General features: G+C 60.5%; 14 protein-coding genes. 3 read left to right on the top strand and 11 right to left on the bottom strand.

Translation table 11 applies throughout. The features are described 5' to 3' along the window. Positions 1–83: 83 nt before the first annotated feature. Both mnmA and IFT59_RS03340 read right to left on the bottom strand, forming a co-directional pair. A complete protein-coding gene (gene mnmA, locus IFT59_RS03345; protein ID WP_062460702.1) occupies positions 84–1,280 on the bottom strand; it encodes a tRNA 2-thiouridine(34) synthase MnmA in 1,197 nt (398 codons plus the stop codon). A 178-nt stretch (positions 1,281–1,458) separates the two neighbouring features. Then, positions 1,459–2,592 (bottom strand): mechanosensitive ion channel family protein, encoded by a 1,134-nt coding sequence (locus IFT59_RS03340; RefSeq protein WP_062582441.1) that lies wholly within the window; start codon positions 2,590–2,592, stop codon positions 1,459–1,461. A 106-nt stretch (positions 2,593–2,698) separates the two neighbouring features. Here IFT59_RS03340 and IFT59_RS03335 point away from each other — a divergent pair, with 106 nt between their 5' ends. Then, positions 2,699–3,139: a DUF1810 domain-containing protein gene (locus tag IFT59_RS03335; RefSeq protein WP_092659917.1), complete on the top strand. Its 441-nt coding sequence runs from the start codon at positions 2,699–2,701 to the stop codon at positions 3,137–3,139. On the opposite strand, the gene IFT59_RS03330 is transcribed toward IFT59_RS03335, so the two are convergent. The 3 genes from IFT59_RS03330 to IFT59_RS03320 form a co-directional block, all read right to left on the bottom strand. Then, positions 3,140–4,213: a Tim44 domain-containing protein gene (locus IFT59_RS03330; RefSeq protein WP_062460715.1), complete on the bottom strand. Its 1,074-nt coding sequence runs from the start codon at positions 4,211–4,213 to the stop codon at positions 3,140–3,142. Positions 4,214–4,457: 244 nt separating this feature from the next. Beyond that, positions 4,458–6,053 (bottom strand): phosphoglycerate dehydrogenase, encoded by a 1,596-nt coding sequence (gene serA, locus IFT59_RS03325; protein WP_062460720.1) that lies wholly within the window; start codon positions 6,051–6,053, stop codon positions 4,458–4,460. A 91-nt stretch (positions 6,054–6,144) separates the two neighbouring features. Then, positions 6,145–7,323, bottom strand: coding sequence for a phosphoserine transaminase (locus tag IFT59_RS03320; protein WP_192086075.1), 1,179 nt, complete (start codon positions 7,321–7,323; stop codon positions 6,145–6,147). Between the two features lie 368 nt (positions 7,324–7,691). On the opposite strand from IFT59_RS03320, the gene IFT59_RS03315 reads away from it, so the two are divergent. Further along, positions 7,692–7,955, top strand: coding sequence for a hypothetical protein (locus tag IFT59_RS03315; protein WP_062583120.1), 264 nt, complete (start codon positions 7,692–7,694; stop codon positions 7,953–7,955). A gap of 23 nt (positions 7,956–7,978) precedes the next feature. Here the strand turns inward: IFT59_RS03315 and IFT59_RS03310 are convergent, their stop codons facing one another. From IFT59_RS03310 to IFT59_RS03300, 3 genes are all read right to left on the bottom strand, one after another. Beyond that, a complete protein-coding gene (locus tag IFT59_RS03310; RefSeq protein ID WP_174196168.1) occupies positions 7,979–8,278 on the bottom strand; it encodes a hypothetical protein in 300 nt (99 codons plus the stop codon). A 263-nt stretch (positions 8,279–8,541) separates the two neighbouring features. Further along, the gene (locus tag IFT59_RS03305) at positions 8,542–9,375 is read right to left on the bottom strand and encodes an outer membrane protein (protein ID WP_062460728.1); all 834 of its coding nucleotides are present in this window, start codon (positions 9,373–9,375) and stop codon (positions 8,542–8,544) included. Between the two features lie 246 nt (positions 9,376–9,621). Further along, positions 9,622–9,780, bottom strand: a complete 159-nt coding sequence (locus tag IFT59_RS03300) for a hypothetical protein (protein ID WP_156466565.1) — start codon at positions 9,778–9,780, stop codon at positions 9,622–9,624. Positions 9,781–9,924: 144 nt separating this feature from the next. On the opposite strand from IFT59_RS03300, the gene IFT59_RS03295 reads away from it, so the two are divergent. Then, positions 9,925–11,760 (top strand): glycoside hydrolase family 15 protein, encoded by a 1,836-nt coding sequence (locus IFT59_RS03295; RefSeq protein ID WP_197978012.1) that lies wholly within the window; start codon positions 9,925–9,927, stop codon positions 11,758–11,760. 73 nt (positions 11,761–11,833) lie between these two features. On the opposite strand, the gene glmM is transcribed toward IFT59_RS03295, so the two are convergent. The 3 genes from glmM to tilS all read right to left on the bottom strand — a co-directional run bounded on the left by glmM (position 11,834) and on the right by tilS (position 16,814). Then, positions 11,834–13,189, bottom strand: coding sequence for a phosphoglucosamine mutase (gene glmM, locus IFT59_RS03290; protein WP_192086074.1), 1,356 nt, complete (start codon positions 13,187–13,189; stop codon positions 11,834–11,836). A gap of 252 nt (positions 13,190–13,441) precedes the next feature. Beyond that, on the bottom strand, positions 13,442–15,376 hold the full coding sequence (ftsH, locus tag IFT59_RS03285) for an ATP-dependent zinc metalloprotease FtsH (RefSeq protein WP_062461836.1): 1,935 nt from the start codon (positions 15,374–15,376) through the stop codon (positions 13,442–13,444). A gap of 103 nt (positions 15,377–15,479) precedes the next feature. Further along, entirely contained in the window at positions 15,480–16,814 is a 1,335-nt protein-coding gene (gene tilS / locus IFT59_RS03280) for a tRNA lysidine(34) synthetase TilS (protein WP_192086073.1), read from the bottom strand. Positions 16,815–16,816 lie beyond the last annotated feature (2 nt).

Here is a 16,816-nt window from a genome sequence, read left to right as displayed (position 1 = left end):
CAGGATGGGAGAAAAACGGCGAGATTTGAACCGCTATTTTCCCGATCCCTCGTTCATTCTCCAGGCCGAATAAAACCGGTCTTTCAAGCGGCTACAGGGGTCGCCAGAAGCGCCCGCAACGATGCCTCGGCATCGGCCGCCCGTTCGGACCGTTCGACGAAGCCGCCGCCGTGGACGCGCGCATCGGCACCTTCGGCGGAATAGAGAACGCAGGCCTGACCGGGTGCCACGCCCTGCTCGCCGATCGCCAGATCGACATAGACGCCGCGCTCATCCGTATGCAGCGTGGCAGGTGACGGCGGGCGCGTCGAGCGTACCTTGGCAAAGCACGCAAAGCCGTTGCCCGCATCATCCTGCAGCGTCCCGTCGCCGATCCAGTTGACGTCGCGCAGATAGACCCGGTGCGTATCGAGCGCTTCCTTCGGCCCGACGATGACGCGGCGCGAGCGGGCATCGAGATAAACCACGTAGAGCGGCTCGCCGGTCGCAACGCCCAGACCCTTGCGCTGACCGATCGTGTAATGGACAATCCCCTCGTGGCGGCCCAGCACGCGGCCGTCCATGTGGACGATATCGCCCACCAAAGCCGAGTTCGGCTTCACCTTGGCGATAATATCGGCATATTTGCCGGCGGGGACGAAACAGATATCCTGGCTGTCGGCCTTCTTGGCAACCACCAGCCCCATGTCTTCGGCCAGCTCGCGCACCTGCGCCTTGCCCATGCCACCCAAAGGAAAGCGCAGGTAGTCGATCTGCTCCTGCGTTGTCGCAAACAGGAACCAGCTCTGGTCGCGGTCGGCATCGATCGGCCTGAACAGCGCACGCCGGCCCGGATTGTCGGCCGTGGGGTTCGGCGCCGAACGGATGTAATGGCCGGTTGCCAGCGCATCGGCGCCGAGCTCGCGCGCGGTCGCCAAAAGATCGGCAAACTTGACCGTCTGGTTGCAGGCAACACAGGGAACCGGCGTTTCGCCCATCGCATAGGCTTCGGCAAACGGATTGATCACCGTCTCGCGGAACCGCTTCTCATAGTCGAGAACGTAATGCGGAATGCCCAATGTCTCGCAGACCCGGCGGGCATCGTCGATATCCTGGCCGGCGCAGCAGGATCCTGCGCGGTGGACGGCAGCGCCGTGATCATAGAGCTGAAGCGTGATCCCGATCACGTCATAGCCTTCGCGCTTCAAAAGGCCGGCCACGACGGAGGAATCCACGCCGCCCGACATGGCGACCACGACGCGCGTATCTTCCGGCTTCTTGTCAAAATCCAGCGTATTCACGGGGTACTCTCTTAAAGTCTCTCAGGCCGCGGCAGCAAGCACGCCGGCAGAGTGGCACCAGATGTGCGGGATCGTCCGCGCAAAGGCTTTCAGAAAGAGGATATAGAAAGGAATGAGCTGGCGCGCAAGAGAAGCCCGTTCACCCCATCTGTGCCCTCAGTGTCAGAGAGCAGCAACATCAGGACTGGAAGTTCGCGTGACGCAGGGCCGTATCCGCGACGGCGCCGTTTGCGTGCCCGTTGCTGTTGCTCGCACCTTCGGCCCTTAGACGAGGCAGCGCTGCCGGATATTCCCGCTGAACGAAGTCGATGATCTTCTCGCGCATCTCGCAACGCATGTCGAACGTCTTCGGCGCGTTGTTGGCGGAGACCAGGATACGGATCTCCATCACGCTTTCCTTGAAATCCGTCACCTGAACATTGACCACGCGCCTGTCCCAGATCTTCGACTCGTTGGCGATTTCCTCGACCCTGCGCCTGATGGCGCTGACGGGAACGGAATAATCGAGATAGATCATCACAGTGCCAATCAGGGCCGAACCTTCGCGGGTCCAGTTCTGGAACGGATTCTCGATGAAATAGGAGAGCGGCAGAATCATGCGCCGCCAGTCCCACAGCTTCACCACCACATAAGTCGAGGTGATCTCCTCGACATTGCCCCACTCCCCTTCGACGATCAGCGCATCGTCGATGCGGATCGGCTGCGTAATGGCAAGCTGGATGCCGGCAAAGATGTTTTTCAGCATGGGCTGCAGGGCAAGACCCAGCACGATACCGGCGACACCGGCGGAGGCGAGCACGCTGACGCCGTATTGCTGGACGGCCGGGAAGGTCATCAGCATCGCGGCGACCGTGACGATGACGATCATCGCGCCGGCAATGCGCTCGGCAATCCGCGACTGGGTCACGTGGGTGCGGGCAAGAAGGTTGTCTTCCGCATCCAGCTTGAAGCGGCGCAGATAGACCGTCATCCAAATATGCAAAGCCGTCTTTGCGACCCAGCCGAGCACGAGGATGAAACCCAGCAGCAGCACATGCCGGATGATTTCGGCGGGTCGAGCCGCAAGCGGTGCGATAGATGATGCAAACGATACAGTGAATGTCAGAACCGTCAAACGCATCGGCCGGCGCCCGCGCGACACCAGCGATCGCCAGAACAGGTCCTTGTCTTCCACCAGCCGCTTGAAGATACCGAACGCGAAACGGTGGATCGCCAGACCAATCAGGACCGCGCCCACGAGAAGGCCGACGCTCACCATCCAGTTCGGCAGCCAGTCGGTATATTGACGAAACTCTGTAATCAAAAAATCCATCCAACCGATTTAGGGTGCAGTGCAGCATGAAACACCCCTGCCGCAAAAATTTCACAGTTGCGGTGTCTTCATGGCGGCCGTTGGGAGATGATGCGAGGAGCGCGGCATGACTGTCGATAACGGAAAATCCGACCTTACCCGGTTCGTGGATGCACAAGACCCGGTCTACGCGCAGGTCATGAGCGAACTGCGAAACGGCCGCAAAGAGTCGCACTGGATGTGGTACATTTTCCCGCAGATCGCCGGTCTTGGTCCCTCGATCATGTCACAACGCTTCGCACTTACCTCTCTGGAAGAAGCCCAGACCTATCTCGACCATCCGGTGCTTGGACCACGTCTCCTCGAATGCACGCACGCCATGCTTCCGCATGAAGGACTTACGGCGCGCACCATCCTCGGGTCCCCCGACGACATGAAGTTTCGCAGTTCGATGACGCTGTTCGATAAAGCCGCAACAGAAAAGGGCTCGCCTTTCGAGCGAGCCCTTGAGAAGTTCTTCGGCGGTCAGCGCGACGACAAGACGATCGCGCTGCTGGGAATTGGCTGATCAGGCAGCCGACTGGATGGCCGAGACCTTCCAGTCATTGGCCGGCTTGCGCACGAAGGTCCAGATCTCGACCGTTTCCGTCACGGCATTCGGATCACCTTCGGCGACAGCGCCGGTGTTGCGATCGCTGAGGAAGTCGACGCTCGAGTAGCGCATCGCAACCGTTGCGTATTCCTGGCCGTTTTCGCGCCAAGCTTCCGAAAGGTCGCCCTGCAACAGGGTCACGTCGCGGACTTCGTTCTTCACGCCATTGGTGGCGTTTTCACCAAGCTCTTCGGCCAGATAGGACATGGCTTCCGGCGTGGTGAGATTGCGAAGCTTCGCGTAGTCTTCCGCGCCATAGGCAGCCTGGACATCCGTCAGCATCTTTTCAAACAGGCCGAGATCGCGACCGGTGATACCGACTTCATCCGTGTCGGGACCCGCCTGACGCGGAGCAGACGCAGCCTGCGTGGCACCGAAGCCACCCATCGCACCGCCGCCAGAACCGATCTTAGGGATCTGGAAGCCGCCACCGTTGTTCTGCGGTGCCTGGTAGGCATGGTTGTTGTTGTCACGGCTGTTACCGCCGAAACCGTTATCGCGCGCGTTGCCGGCAGGACCCGCCGGGTGCTGCTGCTGGCGACGACGGGCGAAGAAGCGGAAGGCCAGCATGGCAAGACCCGCGATCAGCGCGATCTGCAACAGCATGCCGAACATGCCGGCCATACCGCCAAAACCGTTGCCCATCATCATGCCGAACAGGCCACCGAGAGCCAGACCGCCGAGAAGACCACCGGCCATGCCGCCGAACAGGCCACGACGCGGCTGAGCCGCCTGAGCGCCTGCGCCGTTAGCAGGAGACGCTGCGTTCTGCTGCGTGTTGGGCGTCATCGAACGATTGATGCCGGTTGCCGTGCCTGGTGCCGTGTTCGTGGTCGGCGGCGGTGCGAATGTGCGTGTACCGCGGCTGCCGAAGCTGGAACCGCCGCCGGCGCGGCGCGCCTCCGCCATATCGACGGCTGTTAGCGAAACTGCCATTCCGACCGCGAAGATCGCGAAGAGTTTCTGGAAACGCCGAAGCTTGGATAACATTGGTTTCTCCTCTGGCCGCCCGATGCGGTCGTGATCCTAGATATAGAGAGCGGTAGGCAAGAATTTTAGAGCTACCACCATCTTTTCCCGCCGAAGTAGATATCGGACGATGAAACGGGAGCCAAGCGATGCAAATACAACCAGCGGGAGATTTAGCGTATGGACCGATCACATCGGCTTGATCACAACGAAAAAGCCCGGCGCGCTGGCACCGGGCTTTGTCTTGGTCATCCGGGAGGATGGTTTATTCGACGTTGAAGACCAGCTGGCGGGCCTGACGGATCGCCGGGTTGGCGGTCAGGCGGGCGAGAACGTCGTTCGAAACAGGACCATCGACATAAAGCAGCGCGATCGCATCGCCGCCATCCTTCTCGCGGCCGAGATGGAAGTTGGCGATGTTGACGCCGGCATCACCGAGCGTGGTGCCCATGAAGCCGATCATGCCGGGTACGTCGGTATTGGAGATGTAGACCATGTTGGCGCCGACATCGGCGTCCATGTTGATGCCCTTGATCTGGATGAACCGCGGCTTGCCGTCGGAAAACACGGTGCCGGCGACGGAACGGCTCTGCTTGTCGGTGGTGACCGTCAGCTTGATGTAGCCGTCATAGACACCGGTCTTGTCGCGCTTGACCTCGGACAGGACGATGCCTTTTTCCTTGATCATGATCGGCGCGGAAACCATGTTCACGTCTGCCACCTGGTTACGGATCAAACCAGCCAGAAGCGCGGAGGTGAGCGCCTTGGTGTTCATTCCGGCCGTTGCGCCATCAAACAGGATCTCGATTTCCTTGATCGGATCTTCCGTGACCTGACCAACGAAGGCACCGAGAACATCGGCAAGACGGATGAACGGCTTCAGGATCGGTGCTTCTTCAGCGGTGATCGAGGGCATGTTGATGGCGTTGGAAACGGCACCCTTGACCAGGTAGTCCGACATTTGTTCAGCCACCTGCAGCGCAACGTTCTCCTGGGCTTCCGTGGTGGAGGCGCCCAGATGCGGCGTGCACACGACGTTGTCGAGGCCAAACAGCGGGCTTTCCGTCGCAGGCTCGACTTCGAACACGTCGAAACCGGCACCGGCGACATGGCCGGACTTGATGGCTTCTGCAAGCGCTGCCTCATCGACGAGACCGCCGCGGGCGCAGTTGATGATCCGCACGCCCTTCTTGGTCTTGGCAAGGTTTTCCTTGCCGAGAATGCCGCGGGTCTTGTCGGTCATCGGAACATGCAGGGTGATGAAGTCGGCGCGCGCCAGTAGATCGTCCAGCTCGACCTTCTCGACGCCCATGTCCAGCGCGCGTTCAGCCGAGAGGAAGGGGTCGTATGCGATGACATGCATGCCGATGCCGATCGCCTTCTTGCAGACGATGCCGCCGATATTGCCGGCGCCGATGACGCCAAGCGTCTTGCCGGTGATTTCGACACCCATGAACTTCGACTTTTCCCACTTGCCGGCCTGCGTCGAGGCATCGGCCTGCGGCAACTGCCGGGCAACGGCAAACATCAGCGCGATCGCGTGTTCAGCCGTCGTGATCGAGTTGCCGAACGGCGTGTTCATGACGATGATGCCGCGCTTCGAGGCAGCCGGGATGTCGACATTGTCGACGCCGATACCGGCGCGGCCGATGACCTTGAGGTTGGTCGCAGCAGCGATCAGCTTCTCGGTCGCCTTTGTGGCGGAACGGATGGCGAGGCCATCGTAGTTGCCGATGATTTCGGCAAGCTTGTCCTTGTCCTTGCCGAGCTTCGGCTGAAAATCGACTTCCACGCCGCGATCGCGAAAGATCTGGACGGCGGTTTCGGAGAGTTCGTCGGATACGAGAACGCGAGGTGCCATGGGTTGGGCTCCTGATAAGGGGTGTAATCTCTAAATGCGGATGAAACGGTGCCGCGTCCCTAGACGGGTGAGCGGCGGCACCGGAATTCGATCAGGCGGCGGCCTTGGACAGCGCGGCCTTCTGCGTTTCGAACGCATAGGTGAGCCACGGCATCAGCGCCTTCATGTCCGCCTCTTCGACGGTGGCGCCAGCCCAGATGCGCAAGCCCGACGGTGCGTCGCGGTAAGCGCCGACGTCGAGTGCGACGCCTTCCTTTTCGAGGATCGAGGTCACGCCCTTGGCAAAGGCTGCCTGTGCGTCAGCGTCGAGAGCGGCGACATCGGCATCGGCGATCTTCAGGCAGACCGAGGTGTTGGAGCGGGTCTCATCGACCTGCGCCAGATTGGCGATCCAGTCGTTCGCGGCCACGAAATCGAAGATGACCTTGGCATTGGCGTCGGCACGGGCAATCAGCGCCTTCAGGCCACCGAGCGACTTCGCCCATTTCAGCGCATCGATATAATCCTCGACGCAGAGCATCGACGGCGTGTTGATCGTCTCACCCTTAAAGATGCCTTCGGAAATCTTGCCGCCGGATGTCATGCGGAAGATCTTCGGCAGCGGCCAAGCCGGGACGTAGCTTTCAAGACGGGCGACAGCGCGCGGCGACAGGATGATCATGCCGTGGCCGCCCTCGCCGCCCAGCACCTTCTGCCAGGAGAAGGTGGTGACATCGAGCTTGGAGAAATCGAGGTCCTGCGCAAATGCGGCCGACGTTGCGTCGCAGATGGTGAGGCCCTTGCGGTCATCAGGGATGAAGTCGGCATTCGGAACGCGAACGCCCGAGGTCGTGCCGTTCCAGGTAAAGACCACGTCACGGTCGAAATCGATAGTGGAAAGATCGGGAAGAACGCCGTAATCGGCCTCGATCTTGCGCACATCCTTCAGCTTCAGCTGCTTGACCACGTCGGTGACCCAGCCGGCACCAAAGCTTTCCCAGGCGACCATGTCGACGCCACGTTCGCCAAGCAGCGACCACATCGCCATTTCAACGGCGCCGGTGTCGGACGCGGGAACGATGCCGATACGGTAATCGGCCGGAACGTTCAGAACTTCACGGGTGAGATCGATGGCCTGCTTGAGCTTGTCCTTGCCAACCTTGGCGCGGTGCGAACGACCGAGCGGGGCATCGGAGAGAGCGTCGAGCGACCAACCGGGGCGCTTCGAGCAAGGGCCAGAAGAAAAATGGGCGTTATTCGGACGCAGGTCCGGCTTTGCGGCATTGGCCATATGTATACCCTTCCAGGTAATTGGCTCCTCGTTGGGGAGGAGTGTCCCGCCGCCGTGGATAGTGGAAAGATGAGAAAAGCGCAAGTGAAAATGGATTTCTGGAGAGTGCGGCTAGCAAGATCGCGCTGATGGACGCGGAGTAGCACAAGACCAAGATCGGTCCGCTAGCATATGTATGATATGCCGATTCCCCGACTGATCACCCTTGCAAAGTCCAAAAGACTATCGCGCCGATAGTGTCGATATGGCTTGCAGCCCTGCAACGTCAGTGCGTCTCCAGCAATATGAGTCTGAAGCCCGCAGCCTATCGGGAAACTTTTCTCCGCCCAGGCTGTTTGACAGCTTACCTACAAATCCAGGAGCAGACCATGAAACGCTTTTTTGTACTGGCTGCAGCAGGCCTCCTCACGGCCTGCTCGACATCACAAGTCGACCTTTCCCCCATCCCCGGGAGCATCACATACAAAGGGCAGCCTCACACGCGGCTGAAAAACGCACCGGTGGGAAGCAGGATACCCCATGAATTTCGCAACCAGTTCGGTGAACGGATCAGCGAAACTTACGTCATCGAACCTGATCGTAGCCTGCGCATAATCGACAGACACAGGATCGACGGTCCGTTCGATGACTGACCGTCGGTGAGACTTCCCTGTTGTCAGTAACGTGGCCGACGTCTTGGATCACAATCCTGGCGATCAAGCCTGTCGATGTCGTCAATGACGCCTCTGCCTCCGTGCAACGCGAGGCAGGTTCGGCCATCAAACATCAGCGCGTAGCTGCCGCGCCGGTCCGAAATGCGCCCAACATCGCGAAAGCCCTGGTCGCGCAGGTCGTCTTTCACGGCATTGATGCGCCGTCCAACGTAGTCATCAAGGTATCTCTGGGCCGATGCCGAACCGGCAAACGCTGATAATGCAAGGCCAGCTACAACCGCCGAAACAAAATACTTCTTCATTCATCCTCTCCCACTGCGCGATCAAATCGCGTTTATCGACAATTTGGGCGGAGAGTGCGTTCGTCAAGAGTTCGTGAATGGCTGCCGATGCGGTTGGTGCTGTGACCGGGCTCTATCGTGCAGTCCCCGTAACGGTTCCGGTGTCCCAGTGAGATGACAGGGCGAAGCAGCGGGGCCAGACGGAAATTCGTCTTCGTCTGGGCCGCCAAACGACAAAAGGCCGCCCGGAAGGCGACCCTTTTTTCTCGAGGTCGAGATGAAGCTTACTTGTAGACCAGCGGAGCCGGTTCCGGCTCGTAGGCGACGGGTGTCGCGCAGCCGCCGAAGACGTAGCGAGCGCCAAGGCGTGCTTCGTGGCTGTAGAAGCCCTTGTCGCGGCCCGGACCACCATTCGAGGCGTAACCGAACATGTCGCCGCCGTCGACATAGCGGAAGCGGTAGCCGACATCGGCCTTGACGTTGCAGGTCACGTCGATGGTCGCGCCAGCCATCAGGGCACCGGTCGCGCGCCACGAGCCCTTGCCGCCGTGTTCAACCGAATCATCGCACAGCGCCGGGTTTCCGGTGGCGCAGGACGTGTTGCGCAGCTTGTCCCATTTCACGTAGGTCGCACCGATACCGGCGCCGACATAGGGCGTGAAATAGGCGTATGTGCCGAGATCGACATAAACGTTGGCGAGAAGGCTATAGGCCCTCATCGATGCACGATCCTTGGAGATGCAGTCCGCCGCCACGCCGCAGCTGCCGCTCGTCGACCCTTCAAAGTCGCTCTTCGTCAGGTAGTCGAAAGTCACGTCCGAGCGAAGGTAGTTGTTGATCTGGTAACCGACACCACCGCCGAACGTGAAGCTGTCGTCGATATCCGTCGACCGGAAATCCGTTTCGCTTGCCGAGCTGCCGCCCTGAAAGAACTTGGCGCCGCGCAGCTTGTTGAAGGAATAACCGACGTCGCCGCGCAGGTACCACCCGGTCGACTCCTGAACGGTCACTTCCGGTGCATCCTGAAAGGCTTCCGGCTGCGGCTGATAGACATCCGCGGAATAGGCAACGGTGGTCGTCAGCAAGAACGCCATCGTGGCTGCTAGGCACTTCTTCATGGCTCATCTCCAAGCTTGTCGCGTCAATGGCAGGCACGACGCCCGGCCACCTCTTTGACAATGAAGAATGAAGAAAAAAGGTTAAATGCTGATTAACTATAACCCCAGCAAGGTTATATTCGTGAAGATTTGCGGTTAACAGCACACTGCTCTTAACGACATGTTCACATTATATAAGTGAATTCTAAAAAATTATGTGCGAATTTTTCGTGAATGACGCCCTCGCCTGCCGCCCTCTCGCGTCGGTCAGCCTTCCCGGTCCGCTTTGGCTTTGCGTTTCAGCTCGGCCACGGATCGAAGATGGTCGGCGAGCGCAGTCCTCAGTTTTTCCTGCTCATGCCTTGCGACAAGTTTGACCGCTGCCCTGCGGACAGCTTCGATTTTAACGTGCTGCATCTCTTCCATCCCGTCCTTGCGGGAAAGAGAACGCACCATCTCGAAGTTCGATCCCTAAAAAATCAGGGGTAACTTCTTGGCGAGCCAAGACGTTATCGGCGAACCGATCTGCTGCTTCGGAGTTGTCCGTTCTGCATAGGAAAGGGTCAGGTTTTGACACAACTGAATACCGATACTGGGAAATCATTGGCGGTCCACGCCGACGTGCCGCGACCGATCGCCGAACATGGTGCGGTCGGCAATCTGAGAACCCTGGCGCTGGTTGCGCGCGATGGTGCGATCGATTTTCTCTGCTGGCCGGATCTGGACAGTCCCAGCATCTTCGCCGCACTCCTCGATCCGGTAAAGGGCGGCGCGTTCGAGCTTTCGCCTGACATCGACGATGCCCGTCGTCTGCAGATGTATATCCCCGAGACCAACGTCCTCCTCACCCGCTGGCTCGGACAGCACCAGAGCGCCGAAGTGGTCGATCTGATGCCGGTGCCAAAAACCGAGGACGGGGTGGAGAACCTGATCCGCCGGGTTGAAGTCACCCGCGGCGAGATGACGTTTTCGCTGCGTTGCTGGCCGCGCTTCGACTATGCGCGCAAGGTGCCCGAGGTCACGGTCGACGGCGGCGTGTCAACGTTCCGCTGCGGTGATTTCACCCTTCGCCTCTCGGGCCCGGTGACCTTCGAAAACGAAGACGGCGGCGTCAGCGCCAGGTTTTCGTTGAAAGCCGGAGAGACGGCCGACTTTGTTCTGGACGGAAATGACGGCGACGTCTGGGATAAGGACGCTGTCAGCGCTGCAATCGAGGACGCCATAGAATACTGGCAGGGCTGGGCAAAACGCTCGACCTATACCGGTCGCTGGCGCTCCTCCGTCACCCGCTCGGCACTGGCGCTCAAGCTTTTGACCTCGCAAAAGAACGGTTCCATCGCCGCAGCGGGCACATTCGGTTTGCCCGAAGCTCCGGGCGGCCCGCGAAACTGGGATTACCGTGCGACCTGGATCCGGGATGCCTCCTTCACGATCTACGCGCTGATGCGCCTTGGCTATCAGGACGAAGCGAACGCATTTTCCCATTGGCTCGTCGACAGGACGGACCGGTCGCCAGGTGGGGAAATACAGATCATGTACAATCTCGATGGCAGTCGCGTCGACACCGAACAGGAACTCGACCACCTCTCGGGCTATGGCGGTGCCAAACCCATCCGCGTCGGCAACAATGCCGCCGAACAGATCCAGCTCGACATCTACGGCGAGCTTCTCGATTCGGTCTATATCAGCAACAAATACGGCGAGGCGATCTCCCACGACAACTGGAATGCTGTCCGGCGCATCGTCGACCATGTCTGCGACATCTGGCAGGACGCCGATGCCGGCATCTGGGAAATCCGCAGCGAGCCGCAGGAACATCTGCATTCCCGGCTCATGTGCTGGGTCGCTGTCGATCGCGCCATCCGGCTGGCTCAGAAGCGGTCGCTAACAGCTCCGTTCGGACGCTGGGTCGAGGCACGCAATGCCATCAGCGACGACATCTGGGCAAACTTCTGGAATGCCGATCTCGGGCACTTCGTTCATGCCAAGGGCGGCAGTGATCTCGACGCGTCCATGCTGATGATGCCGCTCGTGCGCTTCATCAGTGCCACCGACCCGGCCTGGCTGGCGACGCTCGATGCTATTGGCAACGAACTTGCCGATGATGCGCTCGTCATGCGCTACAAGCGCAAGGACGGCCTGGACGGCGATGAAGGCTTCTTCGCCGCCTGTTCATTCTGGTATGTGGAATGCCTCGCCCGCGCCGGTCGTCTGGCCGAAGCCGAGATCAACATGGAAAAGCTGCTTCTGTTCGGCAATCACCTGCAGCTCTATGCGGAAGAATTCGATCCGCGCGGTGAGTTCCTCGGCAACTTCCCGCAGGCCTTTACCCACCTCGCCCTGATCAGCGCCGCCTTCTACCTCGACGGCGCTCTGGACGGCAAGTTCAGGCAGTGGCGGCCGTAACAGCGAACGGCCACGAGGTCGTGGCCCATCCCTCTCCCGTCATAGCCGGGAGAGGCTAGATCCGAACGATCCGTCAGGCCGCTTCCGGTCTGGCGTTGGCAATCACCGTGACGAGATCGCCGACGATGCGCTCCACCTGGGCCCGGTCATCGCCTTCAGCCATGACACGGATCAGCGGCTCGGTGCCCGACGGGCGGATGACGAGGCGGCCCTTGGTGGCAAGCTCGGCTTCCGCATCCGCGATCGCCTGCCGCACAATGGCGTTTTCCAGCGGCTTGCCACCGGCAAAGCGGACATTCTTCAACAGCTGCGGCACCGGCTCGAACCGGCGGCAGACTTCGCTCACCGGGCGATCGAGCCGCTTGACGCGGGCAAGGATCTGCAAGGCTGCGACAAGACCGTCACCGGTGGTGCCGAAATCCGACAGCACGATATGACCGGACTGTTCGCCACCCACGTTGAAATCGTGATTGCGCATGTGCTCGACCACATACCGGTCGCCGACCTTGGTGCGCGCAAGCGTCAGGCCCTTGGTCTCCATGAAGCGCTCGAGCCCGAGATTGGACATGACGGTCGCGACAATGCCGCCGCCGGTCAGCTTGTCGTCTTCCGCCCAGCTTTCGCCGATGACCGCCATCAGCTGGTCGCCATCGATGATATCGCCATTCTCGTCGACGATGATGACACGGTCCGCGTCGCCGTCGAGCGCAATGCCGATATCGGAGCGCGTCTCGTGGACCTTGCGCTGCAGCGCCGCCGGGCTGGTTGAGCCGCAATCGAGATTGATGTTGGTGCCGTTCGGCTCGTTGCCGATCGTGACCACTTCGGCGCCGAGCTCCCACAGAGCCAGCGGCGCGACCTTGTAGGCGGCACCATTGGCGCAATCGATCGCGACCCGAAGACCGTGCAGCGTCACGTCACGCGGGAGCGTGCGCTTGGCCTGTTCGATATAACGGTAGATATCGCCCTCGACGCGCTTGGCGCGACCGATATCGGCCGATTTTGCCAGCTGCGAATGGAGGTCGCTGTCGAGCAGATCCTCGATCCGCATTTCCAGCTCATCGGAAAGCTTGTAGCCGTCGGGGCCGAACAGCTTGATGCCGTTATCCTCGAACGGGTTGTGTGAAGCGGAAATCATCACGCCGACATCCGCACGCAGGGAGCGCGTCAGCATGGCAACCGCGGGCGTCGGGATCGGGCCAAGCAAAAACACGTCGAGGCCGGCTGCGGTAAAGCCTGCGACCATGGCATTTTCCAGCATGTAGCCGGAAAGACGGGTATCCTTGCCGATCACCACGCGGTGGCGGTGCGTTCCGTTGCGAAAAATTGTTCCGACGGCAATACCGACGCGCATCGCAAGATCTGGCGTCATCGGATAGACGTTGGAATGCCCGCGGATGCCATCAGTCCCAAAATAGCGGCGTGTCATGTAAGCTCCCTGGTACACGCGCTCTCAAAAGCGCGGTCTTCGCCCGGTTATGTCTGTATGTGCAACATGCCCGAGCGGATCGGCGGCACTGCCGTCCAAGATCGGCTCATGCCACAGTTCATCTGCGTTGGCACCTAAATTACCGTCAAAATCGCTTATATCCCGTTACCGAACCAGCCCCGCTAAGGTCGATAAGCAAAAGCCGCCGCGGATGTTTCCGCAGCGGCTTCGATAGGTTTGATGCAGCAGAGATCAGTGCGGCTGCGGTTCAAGACCGCCTTCGGGCGCATCGCCCTTCGGCTCGTCCTTCTTTGCACCGGCGCTCGGCACAGCCGAACCACGGCTTGGCGTCGAATCGTCGCCAAGGTCGCGCGACGGCTTCTGGCCGAGAATCAGCGCTCTGATTTCGTCACCCGAAAGGGTTTCGTACTCGAGAAGGCCCTCAGCGATGGCCACGAACTGATCGTGGTATTCGGTCAGGATATGGCGCGCTTCCGTATAGGCTTCGTCGATCAGACGGCGCACTTCGCTATCGATCTTCTGGGCCGTTGATTCGGAGACGTTCTTCGACTGCGAAACCGAGTGGCCGAGGAAGACTTCCTGCTGGTTTTCACCGTAGGCGACCTGACCGAGGATGTCGGAAAAGCCCCACTGGGTCACCATGGCACGGGCAAGCTTGGTTGCCTGCTCGATGTCGGAGGATGCACCGGACGTGATGTTTTCCTTGCCGAACGTCAGTTCTTCAGCAACGCGGCCACCCATCATGATGGTCAGGCGCGACACCATCCACTTGTAGCTCATCGAATAGCGGTCGCCTTCCGGCAACTGCATGACCATGCCGAGCGCACGGCCGCGCGGAATGATGGTCGCCTTGTGCAGCGGATCGGCAACGGCCACCTTGAGGGCAGTGATCGCATGACCGGCTTCGTGATAGGCGGTAAGCTTCTTTTCGGCTTCGGTCATGGCGGACGAGCGACGCTCGGCACCCATCATGATCTTGTCCTTGGCGTCTTCGAATTCCTGCATGGTGACGAGACGCTTGTTGCGGCGCGCTGCCATCAGGGCAGATTCGTTGACGAGGTTCATGAGGTCGGCACCGGAGAAACCAGGCGTACCACGGGCAAGAACCTTGAGATCCACGTTGGGAGCAAGCGGCACGTTGCGCGCGTGAACCTTGAGGATGCGTTCGCGACCGACAATGTCCGGGTTTGGCACGACGACCTGACGGTCGAAACGGCCTGGACGCAGAAGTGCGGGATCGAGAACGTCGGGACGGTTGGTTGCGGCGATGAGGATGATACCCTCGTTCGCCTCAAAGCCGTCCATCTCGACCAGGAGCTGGTTCAGCGTCTGCTCGCGTTCGTCGTTACCACCGCCGAGGCCTGCGCCACGGTGACGGCCGACGGCGTCGATTTCGTCGATGAAGATGATGCAGGGCGCATTCTTCTTGGCCTGCTCGAACATGTCGCGCACACGGGATGCACCGACACCGACGAACATTTCCACGAAGTCCGAACCGGAGATCGTGAAGAACGGCACGTTGGCTTCACCTGCCACCGAACGGGCGAGCAGCGTCTTACCGGTGCCCGGAGGGCCGACAAGCAGAACACCGCGCGGAATGCGGCCGCCCAGACGCTGGAACTTCTGCGGATCGCGCAGGAACTCGACGATTTCCTCGAGGTCAGCCTTGGCTTCATCGACGCCGGCAACGTCCTCAAACGTGACGCGGCCATGCGCTTCGGTCAGAAGCTTCGCCTTCGACTTGCCGAAGCCCATCGCACCGCGTGAGCCACCCTGCATCTGACGCATGAAGAACAGCCAGACACCGAGGATCAGCAGCATCGGCAGAAGCGTGCCGATATAGCTCAGGAAGCCAGACGATCCGTCTGTCTCGGGGCGAGCCATGATCGAGACGTTCTTCGACTGAAGACGCTCCATCAGGCTGTCATCGATGACCGGGGAGTATGTCTGGAAATTGGTGCCGTTCTCGGTATAGGTGCCGAGGACACGATTGCCGGTCACGACGACGTCGCGAACGCGGCCGGAATCCACGTCACGCAGGAACTGCGAATACGGAATTTCGCGCGAGGACGTCTGCGACGGCGCCGTCTGGAACATGCTGAACAAAGCGATCAGCAGCAGGGCTATAATGGCCCAGAGGGCAAAATTGCGAAAATTTGGGTTCATCGAACTCCCCAGTATGCCAACGGTCACATCATGGCGACCGCCCTTCTTGGAACCTAACATAGGGTTGAGCTTTGGCATTGCCAAGGCGAACCGGCACGGACGCCTAGCTTTTCCGCTGCGAAAGCTTAACCGGAAGCGGGGGTATATCGTCGCATCCGACCAAATCGGCGAACCGGGCTGCAATCTCGAGCTCGAACTGCGACAGGAAGCGTTCGAACGTCCCCAGGACCGGGTGCATGTCAATCGCGTGCAGCAGGCCAGTTTCGAGTGTTTGCACCTGTGGCATTGCCGCCATGGCCCGCATCGCGACCGACCCGGGCGCATTTGGGAAAAGCGAGCCCGCCAGCGTGCGATCGGGAATTGTCGGCCCGATCACGATTTCGCTATTGGTTGGGTTGTGGACGCGGTATCGGCCATCCCAGACCTTCAACGCCCCCGCCGCGATGCGAACAGGGTTCAGATTGCGGCTTTCCCGGTAAAGATACAGCCCATCCCGACGCAGATCGAAGATGACCCGCCCTGCAGACATTCGGCCGAGGTGCCGGCCATCCAAAAATGCCGCGACCCGTGTCATCGTCTCGGTCGAAGGAACGTGTTCCCGTCCGCCCAGGAGCGCGATGAGATGTCCGAGCAGATGGTCCCGAGCCAGTGGATCGCCGCCCAATGCTTCGACCCGCAGGTAGGAGAGAACCCCATGGCTGATGGTCAGCTGCTCGCGGGCCAGTTCCGCCGCTTGGCGGGACAGACGCGTTCGCGAAGCGCCGGCCGCAGCGATCTCGTCCATCGTCACCGTTTCGATGCCCGTGAGGGCATTTCGAGTTCTGACCCTCTCGTAATGGCTGTCGAGATTGCTCGGGTCGTCGATCCAGCCCTCGCCTCCCGCTGCAAGAAAATCCCGGATCGCTGAGCGACGCACAGACAGAAACGGTCGCAGCAGCCAGCGCCGTCTGTCGAGCAGGACTGCACCTGCCATGCCCGCCAGACCCAGCTTGCCCTTCGTGCCGTTGCGCACTGCGCGCATCGCCACCGTTTCGATCTGGTCGTCCAGCGTATGGCCCGTGAGGATGGCGGTGGCTGCGATCTCATCAGCGATCTCCATCAGCAGCCGGTAGCGAGCTTCTCGTGCAGCAGCCGGAATGCCGGTCGTTGGTTTGTCGCCGTCCCAGCGGCGGATCGTGTGGGGAATGCCCTTGCGTGCGCAAAGAGATGCCACCGCGCCGGCCTCCGCGCCTGATTCGGCCCGCAGCGCATGATCGATCGTGGCAGCGGCAAGTTCGATCCCGCCTTCCGGGTCAGTAGCCAGCGCCTCCTGAAGCGCGAGCAGAAGCCCGGTCGAATCACTGCCGCCGGATATCCCCACAAGCAGTTTCGCCGGCCTTGAAAGACCGGCGAGAAATTCACGAACCGCTGACTGCGGGGATGGATCCGGGGTGGTCACCG

Origin of the sequence: Rhizobium sp. CFBP 8752 (assembly GCF_014842035.1) — a bacterium.
Taxonomy (GTDB): Bacteria; Pseudomonadota; Alphaproteobacteria; order Rhizobiales; family Rhizobiaceae; genus Neorhizobium; species Neorhizobium soli.
This window is presented reverse-complemented; position numbering and strand designations above follow the sequence as displayed.

Bases quoted from the DNA above. Each gene is read 5' to 3' on its own strand.
- IFT59_RS03340 (WP_062582441.1), bottom strand. From the start codon at position 2,592: ATGGATTTTTTGATTACAGAGTTTCGTCAATATACCGACTGGCTGCCG.
- IFT59_RS03335 (WP_092659917.1), top strand. From the start codon at position 2,699: ATGACTGTCGATAACGGAAAATCCGACCTTACCCGGTTCGTGGATGCA.
- IFT59_RS03330 (WP_062460715.1), bottom strand. From the start codon at position 4,213: ATGTTATCCAAGCTTCGGCGTTTCCAGAAACTCTTCGCGATCTTCGCG.
- serA (WP_062460720.1), bottom strand. From the start codon at position 6,053: ATGGCACCTCGCGTTCTCGTATCCGACGAACTCTCCGAAACCGCCGTC.
- IFT59_RS03320 (WP_192086075.1), bottom strand. From the start codon at position 7,323: ATGGCCAATGCCGCAAAGCCGGACCTGCGTCCGAATAACGCCCATTTT.
- IFT59_RS03315 (WP_062583120.1), top strand. From the start codon at position 7,692: ATGAAACGCTTTTTTGTACTGGCTGCAGCAGGCCTCCTCACGGCCTGC.
- IFT59_RS03310 (WP_174196168.1), bottom strand. From the start codon at position 8,278: ATGAAGAAGTATTTTGTTTCGGCGGTTGTAGCTGGCCTTGCATTATCA.
- IFT59_RS03305 (WP_062460728.1), bottom strand. From the start codon at position 9,375: ATGAAGAAGTGCCTAGCAGCCACGATGGCGTTCTTGCTGACGACCACC.
- IFT59_RS03300 (WP_156466565.1), bottom strand. From the start codon at position 9,780: ATGGAAGAGATGCAGCACGTTAAAATCGAAGCTGTCCGCAGGGCAGCG.
- glmM (WP_192086074.1), bottom strand. From the start codon at position 13,189: ATGACACGCCGCTATTTTGGGACTGATGGCATCCGCGGGCATTCCAAC.
- ftsH (WP_062461836.1), bottom strand. From the start codon at position 15,376: ATGAACCCAAATTTTCGCAATTTTGCCCTCTGGGCCATTATAGCCCTG.